The following is a 15,598-nucleotide window of genomic DNA, read 5'->3' on the forward strand; positions in this document are numbered from 1 at the left end:
CAAGGCGCTTCCCCAGCGCCGCGATCGCGAGCGCGATCTTCATAGGCTTCAGTACCACGCGCTCGCGATCGCATCTGGTTAACGGGGCTTTCGTGAGCAGTCGCTCGCTCTCGCCTGCCCGGCGCATCAACCGCCGACGGCGCGAAGGTACTGGCCGTCGGCCGAGATGCCGGATGCGGCCACCGTGAACCTCACCACCTCGCTGAGGTAGCGGTCCTCCGAGGCCTCGAAGACGCGGCCGTCGGCGTCCCGGGAGATCCGGCTCAGCCGCAGGATGGGGGAGCCGGTCGGCACCCGCAGCAGCGCGGCGTCCTGCTCGTCCGCGGCGACCGCGTCGATCTCATGCTGCAGGCCGACGATCGGATGCCCGTGGGCGGCCAGGTGCTCGGTGATGGAGATCGCGTCGAGGTCGGCCTGCAGCAGCAGCCGGCCGACGTCCTCGCGATAGGAGAGCCGTTCGAGCATGGTCGGCCTGCCGTCCAGCAGGCGCAGCCGGGTGACGCTCACGATGGTGTCGTCGGGGGAGACCTCCAGCGCGGACGCCCGCTCGGCCCCCGCCCGGCGCAGGCTGATCTCCTGCGTGATCGCCCCCGGCGTCACGCCCAGCTCGCGCGCCCAGCGCGTGAACGGCACCGAGACGTCGACCGCCTGATCGGCCTTCTTCGACACCACGCGTGCAGGTCGTCCGCGATGGGTCTGGATCAGTCCCTCGGCCCGGAGCGCCGCGAGTGCGTTGCGGATCGGTCCGCGCGAGGTGCGCCACCGCTCGGCCAGCTCGGCCTCGGTCGGCACGTCGTCGCCGGGACGCAGCGCGCCCGACGATATCTGCGCACGGAGGTCGTCGGCGATCTGGGAGTAGACAGCTTCAGCCACATAGGCATACTACTTGGCATCCGCCGGTCAGGGCGGTCGAATTCCCGCGGAGTTAACCCGGAAGAACCCTTGGTGAACGAGCGCTGAACAGTGCCGAGATAGGTACATTTCTCGGCATCCGGACTGTCAGAGTTTCTGTCGGACACCTTCCCGACACCCCTGAAAGGTCCTCATGAAGCTTCGTGCTCTCCCCGCCGTCGCCGGCGCCGTCCTGCTGGCTCTCGGCCTCGCCGCCTGCTCCGGCTCCGCCGGCGCGGCCCCCGGAAGCGACGCTCCCAGCGACGCGAAGTCCGGCTACGCGATCGATGAGAACACCCTCGTCTTCGGCGTCGTCCCCGACTCCGTCGACACCGAGACCAACTACCAGCCGCTGATGGACTACATCGCCAAGGAGACCGGCAAGAAGGTCGAGTACCACGAGTCGACCGACTACGCCGCACTCATCGAGGCCTCTATCGCAGGCAAGGTCGACGTCGCCTCCTTCTCGGGTTTCACGTACATCACCGCCACGAACAACGGCGCGAAGCTCACCCCGATCTCCTCGATCGTCACCAAGGAGGGCCAGGAGCCCGGCTACTACTCGATGGCCATCGCCCCCAAGGACTCGGCGATCAGCACCATCGAGGACTTCAAGGGCAAGAAGGTCTGCTTCGTGGACCCGTCCTCGACCTCGGGGTACCTGTTCCCGACCTACAACCTCATCAAGGCCGGCATCGACCCCGAGAAGGACATCACCCCGGTCTTCGCGGGCAAGCACGACGTCAGCGTCACCAAGACCGGTGAGGGCACGGAGTGCGAGGCGGGCTTCGCGGAGGACAGCGAGGTCGCCAAGTCCGACAAGGTCAAGGTCATCGCCAAGACCATGGTCCCCGGCGCACCGCTCGTGTACGCGAACGGCCTGCCCGACGACGTGAAGAAGAAGCTGGTCGACTCGCTCGCCGAGATCACCATCGACGACATCATCAAGGCCGGCATCACCAGCGCCGACTCCGACGCGTTCCGCGCGACCTTCTACGCCACCAAGCCGGTAGACGACAAGTACTACGACGTCATCCGCGACATCTGCAAGCAGACCAACGCCAAGCAGTGCAAGGCCTGATCTGATCCGACCCGCCGGGCGCAGCACCCCGCGCCCGGCGGGTCGTCGCAGATCGAGGCGGCGCAGCCGCAGATCCGAACCGAAAGAGACAGTCATGAGCACCGAGCCGGTCATCCGCATCGAATCCCTCACCAAGCGCTTCGACTCCACCACCGCGCTGTCCGCCGTGGACCTCACCGTCGGACGCGGCGAGATCGTCGTGCTGCTGGGCCTGTCCGGCTCGGGCAAGTCCACGCTGCTGCGGCACATCGACGCGCTCGAGATCCCCACGTCCGGGAGCGTCAGCGTGCTCGGTGAGCAGGTGCCCGCCCTGCGCGGCAAGGCGCTGCGCAGGCTGCGGAGCCGGGTCGGCTTCATCTTCCAGCAGTTCGAGCTGGTGGGGTCGCTCACCGTGCTCGAGAACGTGCTGTCCGGCTCGCTCGCCGGGCTGCGCGGTCCCCGGCTCGGCCTGTTCTCGTACTCCCGGGCGCACAAGCTGCGCGCCCTCGGTCACCTCGACCGCGTGGGGCTTCTCGACCGCGCCTACCAGCGCGCGGACACGCTCTCCGGCGGCCAGCAGCAGCGCGTCGCCATCGCGCGCGCCCTCATGCAGAACCCGCAGGTGCTGCTCGCCGACGAGCCCGTCGCCTCGCTCGACCCGGAGTCGAGCTCGCAGGTGATGGCGCTCATCCGGGAGATCGCCGCCGACGACGGGCTCACGGTGCTGTGCAGCCTGCACCAGGTGGACCTCGCGATCGACTGGGCCGACCGCATCGTGGGGCTGCGCCACGGTCAGGTCGTGCTCGACACCGACACCTCCGGGCTCGACAAGGCGCAGGTCATGGAGATCTACGGCCGCGTCGCCACCAGCACCGGCGAGATCCAGGCGATGGAGTCCGAGCTGATGATCGCGGAGCCGGTGGCATGACGATCACCGCCACACGTCCGCCCGCCTCGACGGCGAGTGCGGATGCCGCGCTGCAGGCGCGTGCGCCGCGCCGGCGTCTGAGCCCGGAGCGCATCAGCGCGAGCCTCACCCTGCTGGTGATCGCCGGCCTCGCCGTCGTCTCGCTCCGCGACATCGACATCAGCTTCGCGGGCGTGGCCGACAGCCTCGGCAACGCCGAGCGCTTCTTCACGCGCGTCGGCGGCCTGAGCTTCCCCGAGCCGGCCGAGCTGCTGCAGCAGACGGTGCTCACGGTCGGGCTGGTCCTCACCGGCACCCTGCTGGCAGCCGCGCTCTCGGTGCCGATCGCTTACCTCGCGGCATCCAACACCACTCCGCATCCGGCGCTGCGCGCCCTCGCCCGCTTCATCGGCGTCTTCACCCGCGCGCTGCCCGATGTGGTGCTGGCCATGGTGTTCGTGCTGATGTTCTCGCTCGGCACGCTCCCGGGCATCCTGGCCATCGGCATCCACTCCATCGGCATGATCTCGAAGATGTTCGCCGACGCGATCGAGCAGATCGACGAGGGGCCGCGGCTCGCCGTCCGGGCCGCGGGCGGCAGCCGGATGCAGGAGTTCACCACCGGCGTCCTGCCGCAGGTGCTTCCCAGCTGGGTCGCGACGGTGCTGCATCGCAACGACATCAACCTGCGCGGCTCGGTCGTTCTCGGCTATGTGGGCGTCGCCGGTCTGGGCCTGGAGATGTCCCACGCCTTCAAGTCGCTGGACTACGGCCTCGGCCTCGGCATCGCGCTGGTCATCTTCGTGCTGTGCGTCGTGATGGAGATCATCTCCAGCGCCGTGCGCGTGGCGATGCTGGGCGAGAAGGATGCCGGCAGGGGCGTGTTCGTGCGGCTGTTCTCGCGCCGGTCGCAGGCTGAGCGGACGACCGCCGCGACGACGGCACGTCGGTACGACACCGTCGAGCAGGCGCTGCGCCGCCCGTGGACGCCGCAGCGCGTGCGCAACACCATGGCCGGCTGGATCGCGGTCGCCGTTGTCGTGGCATCCGTCGTGGTCAGCGACATCGTCTGGGGCGATCTGCTCACCTTCTGGAGCAAGGTGCCCGCGATCGCCGCGCAGTTCTGGCCGCCGGACTTCGGCAACTACGGCTTCGCGGTGATCGGTGCGGCGATGCTCGACACGGTGAAGATCGCCCTCGCCGCCACCCTCATCACGTTCGTGCTCTCGCTGGTGATCGGCTCGCTCGCGGCGCGCAACGTCGCCCCCAACCGCGGCGTGCAGGGCGGCTTCCGGCTGCTGCTGGTGATCATCCGCGGCATCCCCGAGCTGATCCTCGCGATCGTGCTGATCATCATCACCGGCCTCGGCCCGCAGGCGGGAACCATCGCCCTCGCGATCGGCGGCATCGGCCTGCTCGGCAAGCTCATCGCCGACTCCTTCGAGGAGGTGCCGCGAGGACCCGAGCGCGCGCTGCTCGCCACCGGGGCCACGCGCCTGCAGATGTACGCGGCGGCGACCTTCCCGCAGGGCTCGCGTGCGCTCATCGGCCACACCTTCTACATGCTCGACACCAACGTGCGTGCGGCGACCCTGCTCGGAATCGTCGGAGGCGGCGGGGTCGGCTACTACCTGCTCAACGCCGGCCAGGGCTCGAACTACCCGCTCGTGGCCAGCATCGTGATCATGATCCTGGTGACCGTGCTCGCGGTCGAGGGCCTGGCGATGTGGATGCGGAAGGTGTTCGCATGAGCCCTTCGACGCGCTCGGCGAGCCAGGACAGCGCCGACGTCGTCGTCATCGGCTCGGGCATCGTCGGACTGGGCGCCGCGTACGCGGCCGTCCGCCGCGGCCTGAGCGTGATCGTCGTGGACCGGACGGATGCCCCGGTCGGGGCCAGCATCCGCAACTTCGGGCACCTGTGCATCGGGGCCCAGACCGGCGTCGCCCGACGCCACGCCGACACGGCACGAGAACTCTGGCTGCAGCTGTCGCAGGACGCCGGCTTCTGGCTGCGCGAATCCGGCACGCTGATCGCCGCGCGGCACGCCGACGAGCTCGCCGTGCTGGAGTCGGCGGCGTCCGACGGCGGCATCCGGATGCTGGAGACCGCGCACCTGCTCGCCCTGGCCCCGCTGCGACCCGAGGACGTGCTCGGCGGCGCGCTGATCGAGCCGGATCTGCAAGTGAACCCGCGCGAGGCCGCCGCCGCGATCGTCCGGCACCTGGCATCGCTGGGCGTCGACTTCCGCTTCCGCACGGCCGTGAGCGCAGTGACGACCGGCCGGGTCGAGACCACCCGCGGGCCGATCGCGGCCGGCACGGTCGTCGTCGCGGTGAATCACGACATCGATCAGCTGCTGCCGGAGATCGCCGAGCGCATCGGCATCCAGCGCTGCGCCCTGGACATGATGCGCGTGGTCGCCGACCTGCCCGCCCCGCTGACCGCACCGCTGCTCACCGGCTGGTCGCTGGTGCGCTACGGGCGCTTCGCGGAGGTGCCCGAGACCGCGGCCCTGCGCGCCCGGCTGCACGCGGAGCGCCCCGAGCTCGCCGCGCTCGACCTGAACCAGATGTACACCCAACTGCCGGACGGATCGCTGATCCTCGGCGACTCGCACGCGAAGGCCGTGCAACCGGGGCCGTTCCAGCCGGAGGGCGCCTTCGAGGCATTCCTCGACGAGGCGTGCGAGCTGTTCCAGGCCGACCGCTTCCGGGTGCTGGAGCGCTGGCAGGGCGTCTACGCATCCGGGCCGGATGAGTTCCTCGACGAGCTCCCCGCCGACGGCGTCCTCGCGCTCGCCGCCACCACCGGCATCGGCATGACCTGCGGACTGGGCCTTGCCGAGTCCGCCCTTTCCGCCCACTTCCAGGAGGCACTCGCATGACCGCAATCGAACTCGTCGTCTTCGACATGGCAGGGACCACCGTCCGCGACGACGGCGTGGTGGAGCAGGCGTTCCAGCGCGCGGCGGAGCGCACGGGCGTGGCGGACCGGATGCCCTGGGAGGACGCGCTGCAGCACGTCCGCGACACCATGGGCCAGTCCAAGATCGAGGTGTTCCTGCACCTCGCCGACGGCGACCGTGCTGCGGCCGAGCGCGCCACCGCGGCGTTCGAAGCAGCCTACGACGAGCTGATCGCCGAGCAGGGCGCCGAGGAGATCCCCGGTGCTCGCGAGACGATCGAGCAGCTGCGCGACGCGGGTCTGAAGGTGGCGCTGACGACGGGCTTCGCCCCGGTCACCCGCGACGCGCTGATCGACGCGCTCGGCTGGCGCGACCTGGTCGACGTCGCGCTGTCGCCGGTGGACGCGGGCCGCGGCCGTCCGCACCCCGACCTCGTGCTCACCGCGCTGCTGCGCACGGGCGCGTCGTCCGTGCAGGCCGTCGCCGTCGCGGGCGACACCGCGAGCGACGTGCAGTCGGGTCGCCGCGCGGGAGCCGGATTCGTCGCCGGCGTGCTGAGCGGCGCGCACGACCGCGCGACCCTCAGCGGGGCCGGAGCGGATGCCGTGCTGGCGAGCGTGGTCGACCTGCGCGCCGCGCTCGCCGAGCGCGGACTCCTCGCCCTGATCCCCTCTGCGTGACCGTGGACGTCACCCTGGAGGCAGCACCGGCGCTGCCCCGCAGACCGCTCTCCGAGCGGGACGCGGCGCCGCGGACGGACATCGTGCTGCGCCCGTGCGCGGTCGCGATGGCGTTCCTCGGGCCCGGGCATCCGCATGAGGAGATCGCCGTTCCCGGGGTCGCCCTCGCCGCGCGCGAGGTGCTGGTCGCGATCGAGCTCTCGACCGTGTGCGGGTCGGACGTGCACACGGTGCAGGGCCGCCGTCCTGCTCCGGTGCCGGTCGTGCTCGGCCATGAGAGCGTCGGACGGGTGATGGCGATCGGCGCCGGGGGAGCGGATGCCGCCGACGGCACGCCCCTGCAGATCGGCGACCGCGTCGTCTGGTCGGTGATCGTGTCGTGCGGACGCTGCGACCGGTGCCGCGCCGGCCTCACCCAGAAGTGCCGCGACCTGGGCAAGTACGGTCACGAACGGATCGCTCCGCATCGCGAGCTCACCGGGGGCTTCGCCAGTCACGCGCAGCTGCGGGAGGGGACCGTGATCGTGCGGGTGCCCGAGACGCTGCCGGCCGCCGTGCTGGCCCCTGCGTCCTGCGCGACCGCCACCGCGATCGCAGCGGTGCGCAGCGGCGCCGCCGGCCGTGACCTGGAGGGGACCCGCGTGCGCGTGCACGGGGCGGGCCTGGTCGGCCTGACAGCGGCGGCGATCGCGGCCTCAGCCGGCGCGGTCGTGGATGTGCGCGACCCCAACCCCGCGCGGAGGGCGCTGGCCGCCCGCTTCGGCGCAGTGGCGGATGCCGGTGATCGTGAGCCGGACATCGTGATCGAGGCATCCGGCCATGCCGTCACCGACGCCATCGAGGGCGTCGCGGTGGGCGGGACCGCGGTGCTCGTGGGCTCGGTCTTCCCCGCCGATCCCGTTCCGCTCGATGCCGAGTCCGTCGTGCGGCGTCTGGTCACGGTGACGGGGGTGCACAACTACACCGGGCGGGACCTGTCCGACGCGGTCGCGTTCCTCGCCGGCCCCGGCCGCGCGCACCCGTTCGCGGAGGTGGTCAGCGCCGTGCATCCGCTCTCCGAGCTCGACCGCGCGCTCACTGCGGCATCCGCCCCCGACGCGCCGCTGCGCATCGCCGTCGCCGCCCGCTGAACCGCGCCGGTCCGCCTCACTCCGGCAGCGGGTACCTGCGACGCAGCAGCGCACGCTGCACCAGTGTCCAGGTGACCGTCACCACCAGGTAGAGCGCGGCGGCGAGCGGTACGAACACGGCGAACACCGCGGTCAGGTAGTGCAGGGCGTTCATCGTGGTCTCCATCCCCGGCACCGCCAGCGGACCCTCGTCGGGCACCTGCGCGGGGAACACCCGCCGGGTGATGTCGGCGATGACCACGATGATCAGCAGCGCCACCGCCCAGACGATCGCCGTGGCCGCATCGATGCCGGTGCCGATCGCGCCCAGCAGCGAGGTGCCCAGCGGAGCGCCGAACAGGTCGTGACTCAGCAGCGCGTTCGCGTGCCCGGCGATCTCGGGCCGCAGGAACAGCGTGTACAGGATGCCGACGACGGCGGCCTGCACGAGCAGCGGCAGGCATCCGGCGAACGGCGAGGCCTTCTCATCGCGGTACAGCGCCATGGTCTCGCGCTGCAGGCTCTCGCGGTCCTTGCCGTGCTTCTGCTGCAGCTCCCGCATCCTCGGGGCGAGACGGGCGCGCATCTGCTCGGCCTTCGCCTGGGAGACGCCGACGGGGATCAGGCAGGTGCGCACGAGCAGGGTCACGAGCACGACGGCGAGCGCGGCCGCCGCGGCGCTGGCGAACGGCTCGAGCAGATGCGAGAGGGAGAGCAGCGCGGTGTAGGCGCCGTCCAGGAGGAGGGCGAGGGGCGGGAAGGCGAAGATGTCCATGGGTGTCCGTTCGTGGTCGCGGGAGGGTCGGCGGATGCCGCGGTCTCCCGCTGCGGGCGCTCAGGGCGTCGGCGGGGTCACGCGGCGAGCGCGGCTCCCGGGGCTCGCGGACGCGGATGCCCCGCGGCATCCGGATCGCTCTGCGCGAGCAGGGCGGACACGTCGATCGCGCGTCTCGGATGAGGCGCGGAATGGATGCCGAAGATGGGCCTGACCAGCGCCAGGGCGATCGCGAGCACGGCGACCGCGATGAGCACGGCGGCGATGCCCAGCATCCCGCCCGCCGAGGTCCCGGCCGGAAGGGGCACCACGCGCAGCGCGGTCAGCATGAGCTGCAGCAGCGTCTGGATCATGGTCATCCCCCTTCCCTCAGGCCGAGGCTACCAGCCGCTCCTGAAGGTGGAGGAGCTCAGCGATCGCGGACGGGGATCTCCCCTGTCGAGGGATAGTCCGGTCGCTCCGGCTGCCTGCTCTGGTGCGTGCCCTCACCGCCCTCGCGCCCGCCGTACGGCCGACCGTGGTCCGCGTACTCGTCGCGGCTGAACACCAGCATCCACTCCCCGATGGTGAACTGCGCGCCGGTGCGCAGCGTCTCGATCCGCTCGCCGCGCTCGCCTTCCGGGCTGCCGGCGTTCATCCGCCCCGGACCGTGCATCGTCAGCACGAACTCGTCGCGGTCGTCGTGCACGATCGTCGCGTGCAGAGGCGCAGCACCATCCAGCCGCAGCGTGCGCGCCTCGTCAGAGCCGATCGTCACGGTCTCGGCCCCGAGATGGAGCACCGAGCGGTCCTCGTCGTTGCGGGAGATCAGCAGATGCGGATCACCCGCACCCCAGGCGGCGTGCGTCGTCGTCGGCGCGTATCCGTGCAGCTTCTCAGCCATGACCCTTCCTCCTATCCGTGGAGATCTCCTCGGGCCGGCGGGAAGGTGCTCTCGTCGACCCTCCTGACGCCAGAAGGTCGCGTAAGCCTCTGATCTCGACGATACGCCCGTCCGCGCCCGGTCGGGCGGTGATCTGCGGATGCACCGCTGTCAACCCCCTGCATGGGCGGAGCGTCGGATGCGAGCATCGGCACATCGCGAGAGGAGTCCGACATGACCGACCCCGAGATCCACACCTGGTGGCCGCTGCTGTCCGCGGATGCGAAGCACGCGCTGGAGGCCCTGGACGGCGAGATCATCCCCGACCTCGTGCGAGACGAGGTGGAGACCCTGACCGGCGTCCGGATGCCGCGCGAGGAGCGGCTCACGGTGCGCGACTGGGACTTCATCCGCACCCAGCGGGAGGCCGTCGACTGACGGTCCGGAGCCTCAGCCGTTGCGCACCTCCCAGCCGCGGTCGTCCTCGTCCTGCTCCCCGGCCCGCTGGGCCGCGTAGTCCGGACGCTGCGGCTGCGGCGGCTGATCGGAGAGCTCGCCGCCCTCACGGCCGCCCCACGGGCGGCCGTGATCCGCGTACTCCTCGCGCATGAACACCAGCGACCAGCCGGCCACCGTGAAGCGCGCCCCCGTGCGGAGGATCTCCGTGCGGGTGTCGTCCTCGGACCAGGCGTTCATCTCGCCCTCGCCGTGCATCGTCAGCACGTACTCATCGCGGTCGTCGTGGACGATGGTCGCGTGCACCGGATCGGCCCCGTCCAGCACGAGCTCACAGTCGGGCGCCGAGCCGATCCGCGTCTCGTCCGCCGACAGCGGGAAGACGTTCCGGACATCCTCCCGGGAGACCAGCAGGTGCGGATCGCCCGACCCCCACGCGGCATGGGTGGTGGTGGCATCGGCCGGGCGCCGGCTCATGTCCTTCGCCATCGCCTCGGTGTCGGCGTGCGTGCCCCGCTCGTTCTCCGTCGCGTCCATGTCTGCATCCATGTCAGTCTCCTTCTCCGTGCGATCTGCTCAGCGCGTGATCTGCTCGACGGTCTCGCCGGTGTGCTGCGGGGCGAGGCTGCGTGCGATGTCGGCCTCGGCCACCATGCCCACCAGCACGTGATCATCGAGCACCGGGATGCGGCGAACCTGGTGCTTCTGCATGAGTTCGAGCACCGCGCTCACGTCGTCCTCGGCGTCCACGAGCAGCGGGGTCCCCTCTGCGAGCGCACCCGCGCGCGTGTCGGCGGGGGAACGGCCGTTCGCGATCGCCTTGACCACGATGTCGCGGTCGGTCAGCATGCCCTTCAGCTTGCCATTCTCCCCGCAGATGGGCAGCGAGCCGATGTCCAGATCGGCCATCAGGCGGGCCGCGGTCTCCAGCGAGTCGTTCTCGCCGATGCAGCGGGCCCCCGGCGTCATGATGTCCTTCACCAGGACCTCCGTCGTCAGCGTCATGATCTCTCCCTCTCCTGGTGCTCGGAAAGCCGACGATACGGAGAGGGCGCCGGGCTGCTCAGGGGGTTGACAGTCCGCGTCGCCGCCGTCAAGGGGCTGGGCATCCGACCGCCGTGACGACAGCATCGGGGCAGTCGTATCGTCTCGATCGGAGGAGGACCGGATGGAACAGGTGGACAGGGGCGAGCCGGCCGGGCGCGGCCCGGCGGTGGTGTTCTGGACGTGGATGACGGTGACCTTCGGTGGTCTCGCGATCATGTTCGCGATCATCATCGGGGGTCGATGACCATGCGGCGGATGCTGCGCGACAACGCGCTCGGACTGTTCTTCCTCCTGCTGTTCCTGCTGGCGCTCGGCGGCCAGGCGGTCGCCGGGTACTTCCGCCAGGTGGAGGAGATGACGGAGCATGGCCGAGCGCCCGCCGACTTCTTCGGCTTCGTGCTCTCGCCCGACTTCGTGGTGGACGTGGCGGAGAACTGGCAGTCGGAGTTCCTGCAGTTCTTCCTGTTCATCGGGGCGACCATCTGGCTCGTGCAGCGCGGATCGCCGGAGTCGAAGAAGCCGGGCGACGAAGGACCCGAGAGCGACGAGGATCAGCTGGTCGGGCGGTATGCGCCCGAGGGCGCACCGCGATGGGCCCGGGCATCCGGCTGGCGCCGGGTCGTGTACGGCAACTCCCTGCTGATCGTGATGGGCACGGTGTTCGCCCTCTCCTGGCTGGCGCAGTCGCTGGGCGGCGCGATCGTCGCGGGGGAGGAGGCCGCCATGCACGGGATGCCCGCTCCGACGTGGGCCGAGTACGTGGTCTCGGCCGACTTCTGGGATCGGACTCTGCAGAACTGGCAGTCCGAGTTCCTCGCGGTCGGCACGATGGTCGCGTTCTCGATCTACCTCCGCCAGCGCGGCTCCGCGGAGTCCAAGCCGGTCGGCACACCGCATGCGGTGTCGGCGGTGGAGTCGGAGTGATCCTCGGCGATCCGCTCAGCGGTCGCGGCCGTGGTCCGCGCCCAGCCAGCCGCGACGCCGGAACACGAGGACCGCCGCGATGTCGAGCACGACCGTGCCGATCAGCACGAACACCCAGCCGACCGGGACATGCAGCAGGGGCATGTCCTTGAAGTTCATGCCGTACACGCCGGCGATCACGGTCGGCAGTGCGAGCAGCGCCGCCACCGCCGCGATCGTGCGCATGTCGCGGTTCTGACGCGACGACACGTTGCTCTCGTGACTGGAGACCACGGCGTCCAGAGCCATGCGCTGCGTGGAGAGCAGGTCGGCGAGCGCCGCCAGATCGCTGCGCATGTGCCGGAAGTACTGGTGCAGCACCGGATCGTCCCGGAGCAGCTCGTCCAGCGATTCGGCGTTCGTCTCGAAACCCTGGCGAAGCGCGGATGTCGCGCGGTCAACGTGCCCGATGCGCCTGCGCAACCGGTAGATGCGCTCGTAGTCCTCATCGACCGCGGGATCGAACACCTCGGTCTCGACCTCGTCGAGCTCGTTCTCGATCGAGGCGACGGTGGCCTCGTAGGACTGCACGACCGCCGCAAGGGTGCGGTACGCGGCTCCGAGAGGGGTCGCCCCGCTCGGATGCTCGCGCTCGATCAGCGGGCGCAGCGGCCGTGCAGGCCCGTCACCGTCCCACTGCGCGGTCAGCAGCCAGGAGTCGCCGGCGAGGAGGACCACGTCGCCCGGCTTGCTGGTCGCCTTGTCGGGATCCAGGTCCCAGGCGATCACGAGCAGCTGCCCGTCGAGCACCTCGAGCCGGGGCGGGCGTCCGCCCCCGAGGGAGTCCTCGAACAGCGACGGATGCGCCGACAGGTGCCTCACCTCGGCGAGCACGTCGCGCTGATCGCGATCGACGAGCTCGACCCAGGTGAAGGCGCCGTCGGCAGCCCTCGTCGAGGGTGCTTCCGCCATGTGACTCAGGCCGCGTTGCGACCGGAGATCGCCCTGATCAGCCAGGCGATCACCGCAAGCGCGAGCAGCACGAGTCCGACCCAGAGCAGGAAGTTCAGCGACTGCACGAGGCCGCCGGTGATGGCGAGGATGATCGCGACCACCGCGATGATGATGAACAGCAGGTTCATGACGATCCCTTCGTCCGGCGGGGCGGAGGTGCCCCGGCTGATGCCACGGTACGAAGGGGCCGGATTCTCGAACAGGGGGTTGACGACGGGCCCGCGGACCTGCCAGCGCGGTGTCTACTCCGGCGACGCCATGTCCTCGGGGACCATGGTGATCCCGCCGCTCGTGTTGGCGGAGTGCGCCATCGCGGTGATCCATTCGGCGTGCAGTTCCGGGGGCTCCGGAGCCTCGAAGACGAACCGCAGCGGGATGGACGGATGCAGCCAGATGGTGGAGCGGCCGGGGGCTGCGCCGTCGGGATGCTTCCACGAGAGCGTGAAGCTCTCGTTGCGCCGAAGCTTCGTCGCGATGACGACCTTGAGATGCGCGAGCGCCCGGTCCTCGATCTCGATGGGGTCGGACGTCCCGCCGTAGTAGAGCAGTCCCATATCGCCTAACGTAGACCCCGTACCTGGAATGCGTCAGTCCGCTTCCAGCGCACGGAGGCAGCACATGGGAAAGTTCGTATACGAGAACGGCGTCAAGACGGAGATCGAGGACCGAGCTCTGATGCACCTGCAGCTCGTCATCACCGCCAAGCTCCGGCGCGGCGAGCCGTTCCCGTTCAGCTGGCGGGAGGACGTGAGCGTCGGCGGCGGCCGCACCACGGTGTGGATGCACCCCGGCAGCTCGCTCGTGTTCAAGTACTACGGCAGCAGGCAGCCGTCGATCAACCGGGGCTGGACGGAAGCGCTCGCCTTCACCGCCAACTCGCCCGGAGGCCTCTACCTCGTGCCTGAGCCGCCGGACGCCGGGGACGGCGGAGGGGCTGGCGAAGAGCTGCAGGCGGCACAGCCGGAGCAGTGATCGGCTGAAGCGATCCTGCCGGCTTCGCCCGGCCTACGGCTTCCGCTGGCTCCTGTGGGGGAGCCCGCCCTCGGGGTGAGCGTCCTCGCCGATCGGCTTCGGCTCCTCGGCGCGGTGCTCGCGGTTCGGCTCGGCCTCGTCCTCGGCACCGGTGTCCACCCGGGTCTCGTCCTCCTCCGGAGCGCCTGCGCCCTCCTCGTGCTCGGAGTCGTCCTCCGCATGCTGCGGCTGCACGTGCTCGGGCATCATGCCCTGATCGATGCCGCTCATCGCGTCTCCTTTCCTCGTGTGGCTGTCGTGCCACTGTGCATCGGCATCCGCGGTGCCGGATGCCCGTTGACACGCCTGTCGCGCGCGCGTAGGGGAACCGGCTCGGGTGTCAACCCCCTGGCTCCGGATGCGGGCCCATGACAGCGTCGACGCCATACAGACCGGAGAGGATCGACGATGAGCGACAGCACCAAGGATCCGCGCGATGCGCACAGGGACGAGCCGATGCCTCCGCAGCGACAGGACCAGCCCGGGAAGATCGACCAGACCGAACCGGAGCCGGACCATGGCGAGTCCAGCTATGTCGGCCACGGCCGTCTGAACGGGCGGAAGGCATTGATCACGGGTGGTGACTCCGGCATCGGCCGGGCGGTCGCCATCGCCTTCGCCCGAGAGGGCGCGGACGTCGCGATCGTGCACCTGCCGGAGGAGCAGGACGACGCCGACAGCACCGTGGACCTGATCCGCCAGGAGGACCGCACCGGGCTCAGCATCCCGGGAGACCTCCGTGACGAGGAGTTCGCGACGGATGCCGTGCGACGGGCCCGCGACGAGCTGGAAGGCCTCGACATCGTGGTCCTGAACGCCGCGTACCAGCACGACATCGACAGCTTCGACGCGCTGCGCACCGAGGACATGCGCCGGGTGTTCGACACGAACCTGCTCGGCACGCTCTTCACCGCCCGCGCCGCGTACCCGGACCTCGAGCCGGGCGCCGCCATCATCGTGACGGCCTCGATCCAGGCGTACCAGCCCTCCCCGGGACTGATCGACTACGCCATGACCAAGGCCGCGCAGGTCGCGTTCGTCAAGGCGCTCGCCGAGGAGGCGGGCGAGCGCGGCATCCGCGTCAACGCCGTGGCTCCCGGACCGATCTGGACGCCCCTGATCCCGGCGACGGGTTGGGATGCCGACAAGCTCGCGAGCTTCGGCAAGGACACGCCCCTCGGGCGTCCCGCGCAGCCGGCTGAGCTCGCCGGGGCGTACGTGCATCTGGCATCGGATGAGTCGTCCTACACCTCTGGTGCCGTGCTCGCCGTGACCGGCGGGAAGCCGCTATGAGCACCGTGCTGTCGGACCCCCCGAACGCTCCGACCCCACGGGGGGACTGGGAGGTCACGTGGCTCGGACGCGACAGCTGGCGCATCTGCGACCGTGCACGACGTCAGGGCGACGCCGACTGCCTGATCGCCTACGTCGAGCGCAACAGCACGGGCAGCCTCGACGTGCTGTGGCTGCGCAGACCGTGCCCACGCCGGACCCGATTCCGCGACTTCGCCCAGCTGCTCGGTGACCTCGATGCGGCGGTCAGCGCCGCATCCGATCGATCCCGGGCCCCTTCGCCGATCCCGCACCTCCCCCCGCGCTGATCGGCCCACCCGCCGCCGGAGTCAATCCTCCGGCGGCGGGTTCTCGATGTGCTCGTCGACGAGGGCGATGCCGCCGCTCGAGTTCGCCGAATGGGCGAGCTCCTCGATCCAGGTGCGGCTCAGCGGCGGTGCTTCGGGTTCGTCGAAAACGAAGCGGAGCGGGATGGAGGGATGCAGCCAGATGGTGCTCCGCCCGACGGGGGCGCCGTCGGCGTGGCGCCACGACAGCGTGAAGCTCTCGTTGCGGCGCAGCTTGGTGGCGATCACCACTTTGAGATGGGCGAGCGCGCGGTCCTCGATGAAGATCGGCTCATGCGCATCGCCGTAGTACAGGCTTCCCATCTCTGATCAGCGCCGTCCGCTGCGCGAACGGC

General features: G+C 70.4%; 23 protein-coding genes. 12 read left to right on the forward strand and 11 right to left on the reverse strand.

All coding sequences use genetic code 11. The features are described 5' to 3' along the window. Positions 1 to 126 precede the first annotated feature (126 nt). Complete coding sequence (locus ACTJJ4_RS08875) at positions 127 to 873, reverse strand: GntR family transcriptional regulator (protein WP_440942993.1); 747 nt, start codon at positions 871 to 873, stop codon at positions 127 to 129. Positions 874 to 1,045: 172 nt separating this feature from the next. Between ACTJJ4_RS08875 and ACTJJ4_RS08880 the strand changes: the two genes are divergently transcribed. The 6 genes from ACTJJ4_RS08880 to ACTJJ4_RS08905 all read left to right on the forward strand — a co-directional run bounded on the left by ACTJJ4_RS08880 (position 1,046) and on the right by ACTJJ4_RS08905 (position 7,576). After that, on the forward strand, positions 1,046 to 1,972 hold the full coding sequence (locus tag ACTJJ4_RS08880) for a phosphate/phosphite/phosphonate ABC transporter substrate-binding protein (RefSeq protein WP_285637416.1): 927 nt from the start codon (positions 1,046 to 1,048) through the stop codon (positions 1,970 to 1,972). A gap of 94 nt (positions 1,973 to 2,066) precedes the next feature. Then, positions 2,067 to 2,879: a phosphonate ABC transporter ATP-binding protein gene (phnC, locus tag ACTJJ4_RS08885; protein ID WP_440942994.1), complete on the forward strand. Its 813-nt coding sequence runs from the start codon at positions 2,067 to 2,069 to the stop codon at positions 2,877 to 2,879. After that, positions 2,876 to 4,609: a phosphonate ABC transporter, permease protein PhnE gene (gene phnE, locus ACTJJ4_RS08890; protein ID WP_440942995.1), complete on the forward strand. Its 1,734-nt coding sequence runs from the start codon at positions 2,876 to 2,878 to the stop codon at positions 4,607 to 4,609. Before phnC ends, phnE begins: the two co-directional genes overlap by 4 nt. Next, positions 4,606 to 5,745, forward strand: a complete 1,140-nt coding sequence (locus ACTJJ4_RS08895; RefSeq protein ID WP_440942996.1) for a TIGR03364 family FAD-dependent oxidoreductase — start codon at positions 4,606 to 4,608, stop codon at positions 5,743 to 5,745. Before phnE ends, ACTJJ4_RS08895 begins: the two co-directional genes overlap by 4 nt. Further along, complete coding sequence (locus tag ACTJJ4_RS08900) at positions 5,742 to 6,446, forward strand: phosphonatase-like hydrolase (RefSeq protein WP_440942997.1); 705 nt, start codon at positions 5,742 to 5,744, stop codon at positions 6,444 to 6,446. The genes ACTJJ4_RS08895 and ACTJJ4_RS08900 overlap by 4 nt, the downstream gene beginning before the upstream one ends. Next, positions 6,443 to 7,576, forward strand: a complete 1,134-nt coding sequence (locus ACTJJ4_RS08905) for an alcohol dehydrogenase catalytic domain-containing protein (protein WP_440942998.1) — start codon at positions 6,443 to 6,445, stop codon at positions 7,574 to 7,576. The genes ACTJJ4_RS08900 and ACTJJ4_RS08905 overlap by 4 nt, the downstream gene beginning before the upstream one ends. Before the next feature lie 16 nt (positions 7,577 to 7,592). Here ACTJJ4_RS08905 and ACTJJ4_RS08910 read toward each other — a convergent pair whose 3' ends face one another. From ACTJJ4_RS08910 to ACTJJ4_RS08920, 3 genes are all read right to left on the reverse strand, one after another. After that, on the reverse strand, positions 7,593 to 8,330 hold the full coding sequence (locus ACTJJ4_RS08910; protein WP_440942999.1) for a YidC/Oxa1 family membrane protein insertase: 738 nt from the start codon (positions 8,328 to 8,330) through the stop codon (positions 7,593 to 7,595). 77 nt (positions 8,331 to 8,407) lie between these two features. Beyond that, a complete protein-coding gene (locus ACTJJ4_RS08915) occupies positions 8,408 to 8,689 on the reverse strand; it encodes a DUF6412 domain-containing protein (protein ID WP_440943000.1) in 282 nt (93 codons plus the stop codon). A gap of 50 nt (positions 8,690 to 8,739) precedes the next feature. Beyond that, entirely contained in the window at positions 8,740 to 9,213 is a 474-nt protein-coding gene (locus ACTJJ4_RS08920; protein WP_440943001.1) for an FHA domain-containing protein, read from the reverse strand. 213 nt (positions 9,214 to 9,426) lie between these two features. Here ACTJJ4_RS08920 and ACTJJ4_RS08925 point away from each other — a divergent pair, with 213 nt between their 5' ends. After that, entirely contained in the window at positions 9,427 to 9,630 is a 204-nt protein-coding gene (locus ACTJJ4_RS08925) for a hypothetical protein (RefSeq protein ID WP_440943002.1), read from the forward strand. A 12-nt stretch (positions 9,631 to 9,642) separates the two neighbouring features. Here ACTJJ4_RS08925 and ACTJJ4_RS08930 read toward each other — a convergent pair whose 3' ends face one another. Next, positions 9,643 to 10,197 (reverse strand): FHA domain-containing protein, encoded by a 555-nt coding sequence (locus tag ACTJJ4_RS08930; RefSeq protein WP_440943003.1) that lies wholly within the window; start codon positions 10,195 to 10,197, stop codon positions 9,643 to 9,645. A 27-nt stretch (positions 10,198 to 10,224) separates the two neighbouring features. Further along, complete coding sequence (locus tag ACTJJ4_RS08935; RefSeq protein WP_440943004.1) at positions 10,225 to 10,653, reverse strand: CBS domain-containing protein; 429 nt, start codon at positions 10,651 to 10,653, stop codon at positions 10,225 to 10,227. 163 nt (positions 10,654 to 10,816) lie between these two features. Between ACTJJ4_RS08935 and ACTJJ4_RS08940 the strand changes: the two genes are divergently transcribed. Together ACTJJ4_RS08940 and ACTJJ4_RS08945 are read left to right on the forward strand one after the other, a co-directional pair. After that, positions 10,817 to 10,939: a hypothetical protein gene (locus ACTJJ4_RS08940; RefSeq protein ID WP_440943005.1), complete on the forward strand. Its 123-nt coding sequence runs from the start codon at positions 10,817 to 10,819 to the stop codon at positions 10,937 to 10,939. Further along, on the forward strand, positions 10,936 to 11,619 hold the full coding sequence (locus ACTJJ4_RS08945; RefSeq protein ID WP_440943006.1) for a DUF6766 family protein: 684 nt from the start codon (positions 10,936 to 10,938) through the stop codon (positions 11,617 to 11,619). The genes ACTJJ4_RS08940 and ACTJJ4_RS08945 overlap by 4 nt, the downstream gene beginning before the upstream one ends. A 15-nt stretch (positions 11,620 to 11,634) precedes the next feature. Here ACTJJ4_RS08945 and ACTJJ4_RS08950 read toward each other — a convergent pair whose 3' ends face one another. The 3 genes from ACTJJ4_RS08950 to ACTJJ4_RS08960 all read right to left on the reverse strand — a co-directional run bounded on the left by ACTJJ4_RS08950 (position 11,635) and on the right by ACTJJ4_RS08960 (position 13,166). Continuing rightward, complete coding sequence (locus ACTJJ4_RS08950) at positions 11,635 to 12,570, reverse strand: magnesium transporter CorA family protein (RefSeq protein WP_440943007.1); 936 nt, start codon at positions 12,568 to 12,570, stop codon at positions 11,635 to 11,637. Positions 12,571 to 12,575: 5 nt separating this feature from the next. Continuing rightward, complete coding sequence (locus ACTJJ4_RS08955) at positions 12,576 to 12,740, reverse strand: hypothetical protein (protein ID WP_285637370.1); 165 nt, start codon at positions 12,738 to 12,740, stop codon at positions 12,576 to 12,578. Positions 12,741 to 12,854: 114 nt separating this feature from the next. Next, positions 12,855 to 13,166 carry a DUF7882 family protein gene (locus ACTJJ4_RS08960; protein ID WP_440943008.1) on the reverse strand — a complete coding sequence of 104 codons (312 nt, stop codon included), beginning with the start codon at positions 13,164 to 13,166 and terminating at the stop codon, positions 12,855 to 12,857. A 64-nt stretch (positions 13,167 to 13,230) separates the two neighbouring features. Here ACTJJ4_RS08960 and ACTJJ4_RS08965 point away from each other — a divergent pair, with 64 nt between their 5' ends. After that, positions 13,231 to 13,584 carry a DUF7882 family protein gene (locus tag ACTJJ4_RS08965; protein WP_292704402.1) on the forward strand — a complete coding sequence of 118 codons (354 nt, stop codon included), beginning with the start codon at positions 13,231 to 13,233 and terminating at the stop codon, positions 13,582 to 13,584. Positions 13,585 to 13,617: 33 nt separating this feature from the next. Here the strand turns inward: ACTJJ4_RS08965 and ACTJJ4_RS08970 are convergent, their stop codons facing one another. Beyond that, the gene (locus ACTJJ4_RS08970) at positions 13,618 to 13,854 is read right to left on the reverse strand and encodes a hypothetical protein (protein ID WP_440943009.1); all 237 of its coding nucleotides are present in this window, start codon (positions 13,852 to 13,854) and stop codon (positions 13,618 to 13,620) included. Between the two features lie 177 nt (positions 13,855 to 14,031). Between ACTJJ4_RS08970 and ACTJJ4_RS08975 the strand changes: the two genes are divergently transcribed. Continuing rightward, the gene (locus ACTJJ4_RS08975) at positions 14,032 to 14,916 is read left to right on the forward strand and encodes an SDR family oxidoreductase (protein WP_440943010.1); all 885 of its coding nucleotides are present in this window, start codon (positions 14,032 to 14,034) and stop codon (positions 14,914 to 14,916) included. Further along, the gene (locus ACTJJ4_RS08980) at positions 14,913 to 15,224 is read left to right on the forward strand and encodes a hypothetical protein (RefSeq protein WP_440943011.1); all 312 of its coding nucleotides are present in this window, start codon (positions 14,913 to 14,915) and stop codon (positions 15,222 to 15,224) included. The genes ACTJJ4_RS08975 and ACTJJ4_RS08980 overlap by 4 nt, the downstream gene beginning before the upstream one ends. A gap of 21 nt (positions 15,225 to 15,245) precedes the next feature. Here ACTJJ4_RS08980 and ACTJJ4_RS08985 read toward each other — a convergent pair whose 3' ends face one another. Further along, positions 15,246 to 15,566, reverse strand: coding sequence for a DUF7882 family protein (locus tag ACTJJ4_RS08985; RefSeq protein WP_440943012.1), 321 nt, complete (start codon positions 15,564 to 15,566; stop codon positions 15,246 to 15,248). Positions 15,567 to 15,598: the final 32 nt, after the last annotated feature.

Source organism: Microbacterium sp. 22195 (genome assembly GCF_052056515.1).
In the GTDB taxonomy this organism is placed as follows: Bacteria; Actinomycetota; Actinomycetes; order Actinomycetales; family Microbacteriaceae; genus Microbacterium.

What these genes read in the sequence shown, in the direction of transcription:
- ACTJJ4_RS08900 (WP_440942997.1), top strand. Translation starts at nt 5,742, where the DNA reads ATGACCGCAATCGAACTCGTCGTCTTCGACATGGCAGGGACCACCGTC.
- phnC (WP_440942994.1), top strand. Translation starts at nt 2,067, where the DNA reads ATGAGCACCGAGCCGGTCATCCGCATCGAATCCCTCACCAAGCGCTTC.
- ACTJJ4_RS08950 (WP_440943007.1), bottom strand. Translation starts at nt 12,570, where the DNA reads ATGGCGGAAGCACCCTCGACGAGGGCTGCCGACGGCGCCTTCACCTGG.
- ACTJJ4_RS08935 (WP_440943004.1), bottom strand. Translation starts at nt 10,653, where the DNA reads ATGACGCTGACGACGGAGGTCCTGGTGAAGGACATCATGACGCCGGGG.
- phnE (WP_440942995.1), top strand. Translation starts at nt 2,876, where the DNA reads ATGACGATCACCGCCACACGTCCGCCCGCCTCGACGGCGAGTGCGGAT.
- ACTJJ4_RS08910 (WP_440942999.1), bottom strand. Translation starts at nt 8,330, where the DNA reads ATGGACATCTTCGCCTTCCCGCCCCTCGCCCTCCTCCTGGACGGCGCC.
- ACTJJ4_RS08920 (WP_440943001.1), bottom strand. Translation starts at nt 9,213, where the DNA reads ATGGCTGAGAAGCTGCACGGATACGCGCCGACGACGACGCACGCCGCC.
- ACTJJ4_RS08980 (WP_440943011.1), top strand. Translation starts at nt 14,913, where the DNA reads ATGAGCACCGTGCTGTCGGACCCCCCGAACGCTCCGACCCCACGGGGG.
- ACTJJ4_RS08915 (WP_440943000.1), bottom strand. Translation starts at nt 8,689, where the DNA reads ATGACCATGATCCAGACGCTGCTGCAGCTCATGCTGACCGCGCTGCGC.
- ACTJJ4_RS08965 (WP_292704402.1), top strand. Translation starts at nt 13,231, where the DNA reads ATGGGAAAGTTCGTATACGAGAACGGCGTCAAGACGGAGATCGAGGAC.
- ACTJJ4_RS08940 (WP_440943005.1), top strand. Translation starts at nt 10,817, where the DNA reads ATGGAACAGGTGGACAGGGGCGAGCCGGCCGGGCGCGGCCCGGCGGTG.
- ACTJJ4_RS08925 (WP_440943002.1), top strand. Translation starts at nt 9,427, where the DNA reads ATGACCGACCCCGAGATCCACACCTGGTGGCCGCTGCTGTCCGCGGAT.
- ACTJJ4_RS08955 (WP_285637370.1), bottom strand. Translation starts at nt 12,740, where the DNA reads ATGAACCTGCTGTTCATCATCATCGCGGTGGTCGCGATCATCCTCGCC.
- ACTJJ4_RS08945 (WP_440943006.1), top strand. Translation starts at nt 10,936, where the DNA reads ATGACCATGCGGCGGATGCTGCGCGACAACGCGCTCGGACTGTTCTTC.
- ACTJJ4_RS08985 (WP_440943012.1), bottom strand. Translation starts at nt 15,566, where the DNA reads ATGGGAAGCCTGTACTACGGCGATGCGCATGAGCCGATCTTCATCGAG.
- ACTJJ4_RS08970 (WP_440943009.1), bottom strand. Translation starts at nt 13,854, where the DNA reads ATGAGCGGCATCGATCAGGGCATGATGCCCGAGCACGTGCAGCCGCAG.
- ACTJJ4_RS08880 (WP_285637416.1), top strand. Translation starts at nt 1,046, where the DNA reads ATGAAGCTTCGTGCTCTCCCCGCCGTCGCCGGCGCCGTCCTGCTGGCT.
- ACTJJ4_RS08960 (WP_440943008.1), bottom strand. Translation starts at nt 13,166, where the DNA reads ATGGGACTGCTCTACTACGGCGGGACGTCCGACCCCATCGAGATCGAG.
- ACTJJ4_RS08930 (WP_440943003.1), bottom strand. Translation starts at nt 10,197, where the DNA reads ATGGATGCAGACATGGACGCGACGGAGAACGAGCGGGGCACGCACGCC.
- ACTJJ4_RS08895 (WP_440942996.1), top strand. Translation starts at nt 4,606, where the DNA reads ATGAGCCCTTCGACGCGCTCGGCGAGCCAGGACAGCGCCGACGTCGTC.
- ACTJJ4_RS08975 (WP_440943010.1), top strand. Translation starts at nt 14,032, where the DNA reads ATGAGCGACAGCACCAAGGATCCGCGCGATGCGCACAGGGACGAGCCG.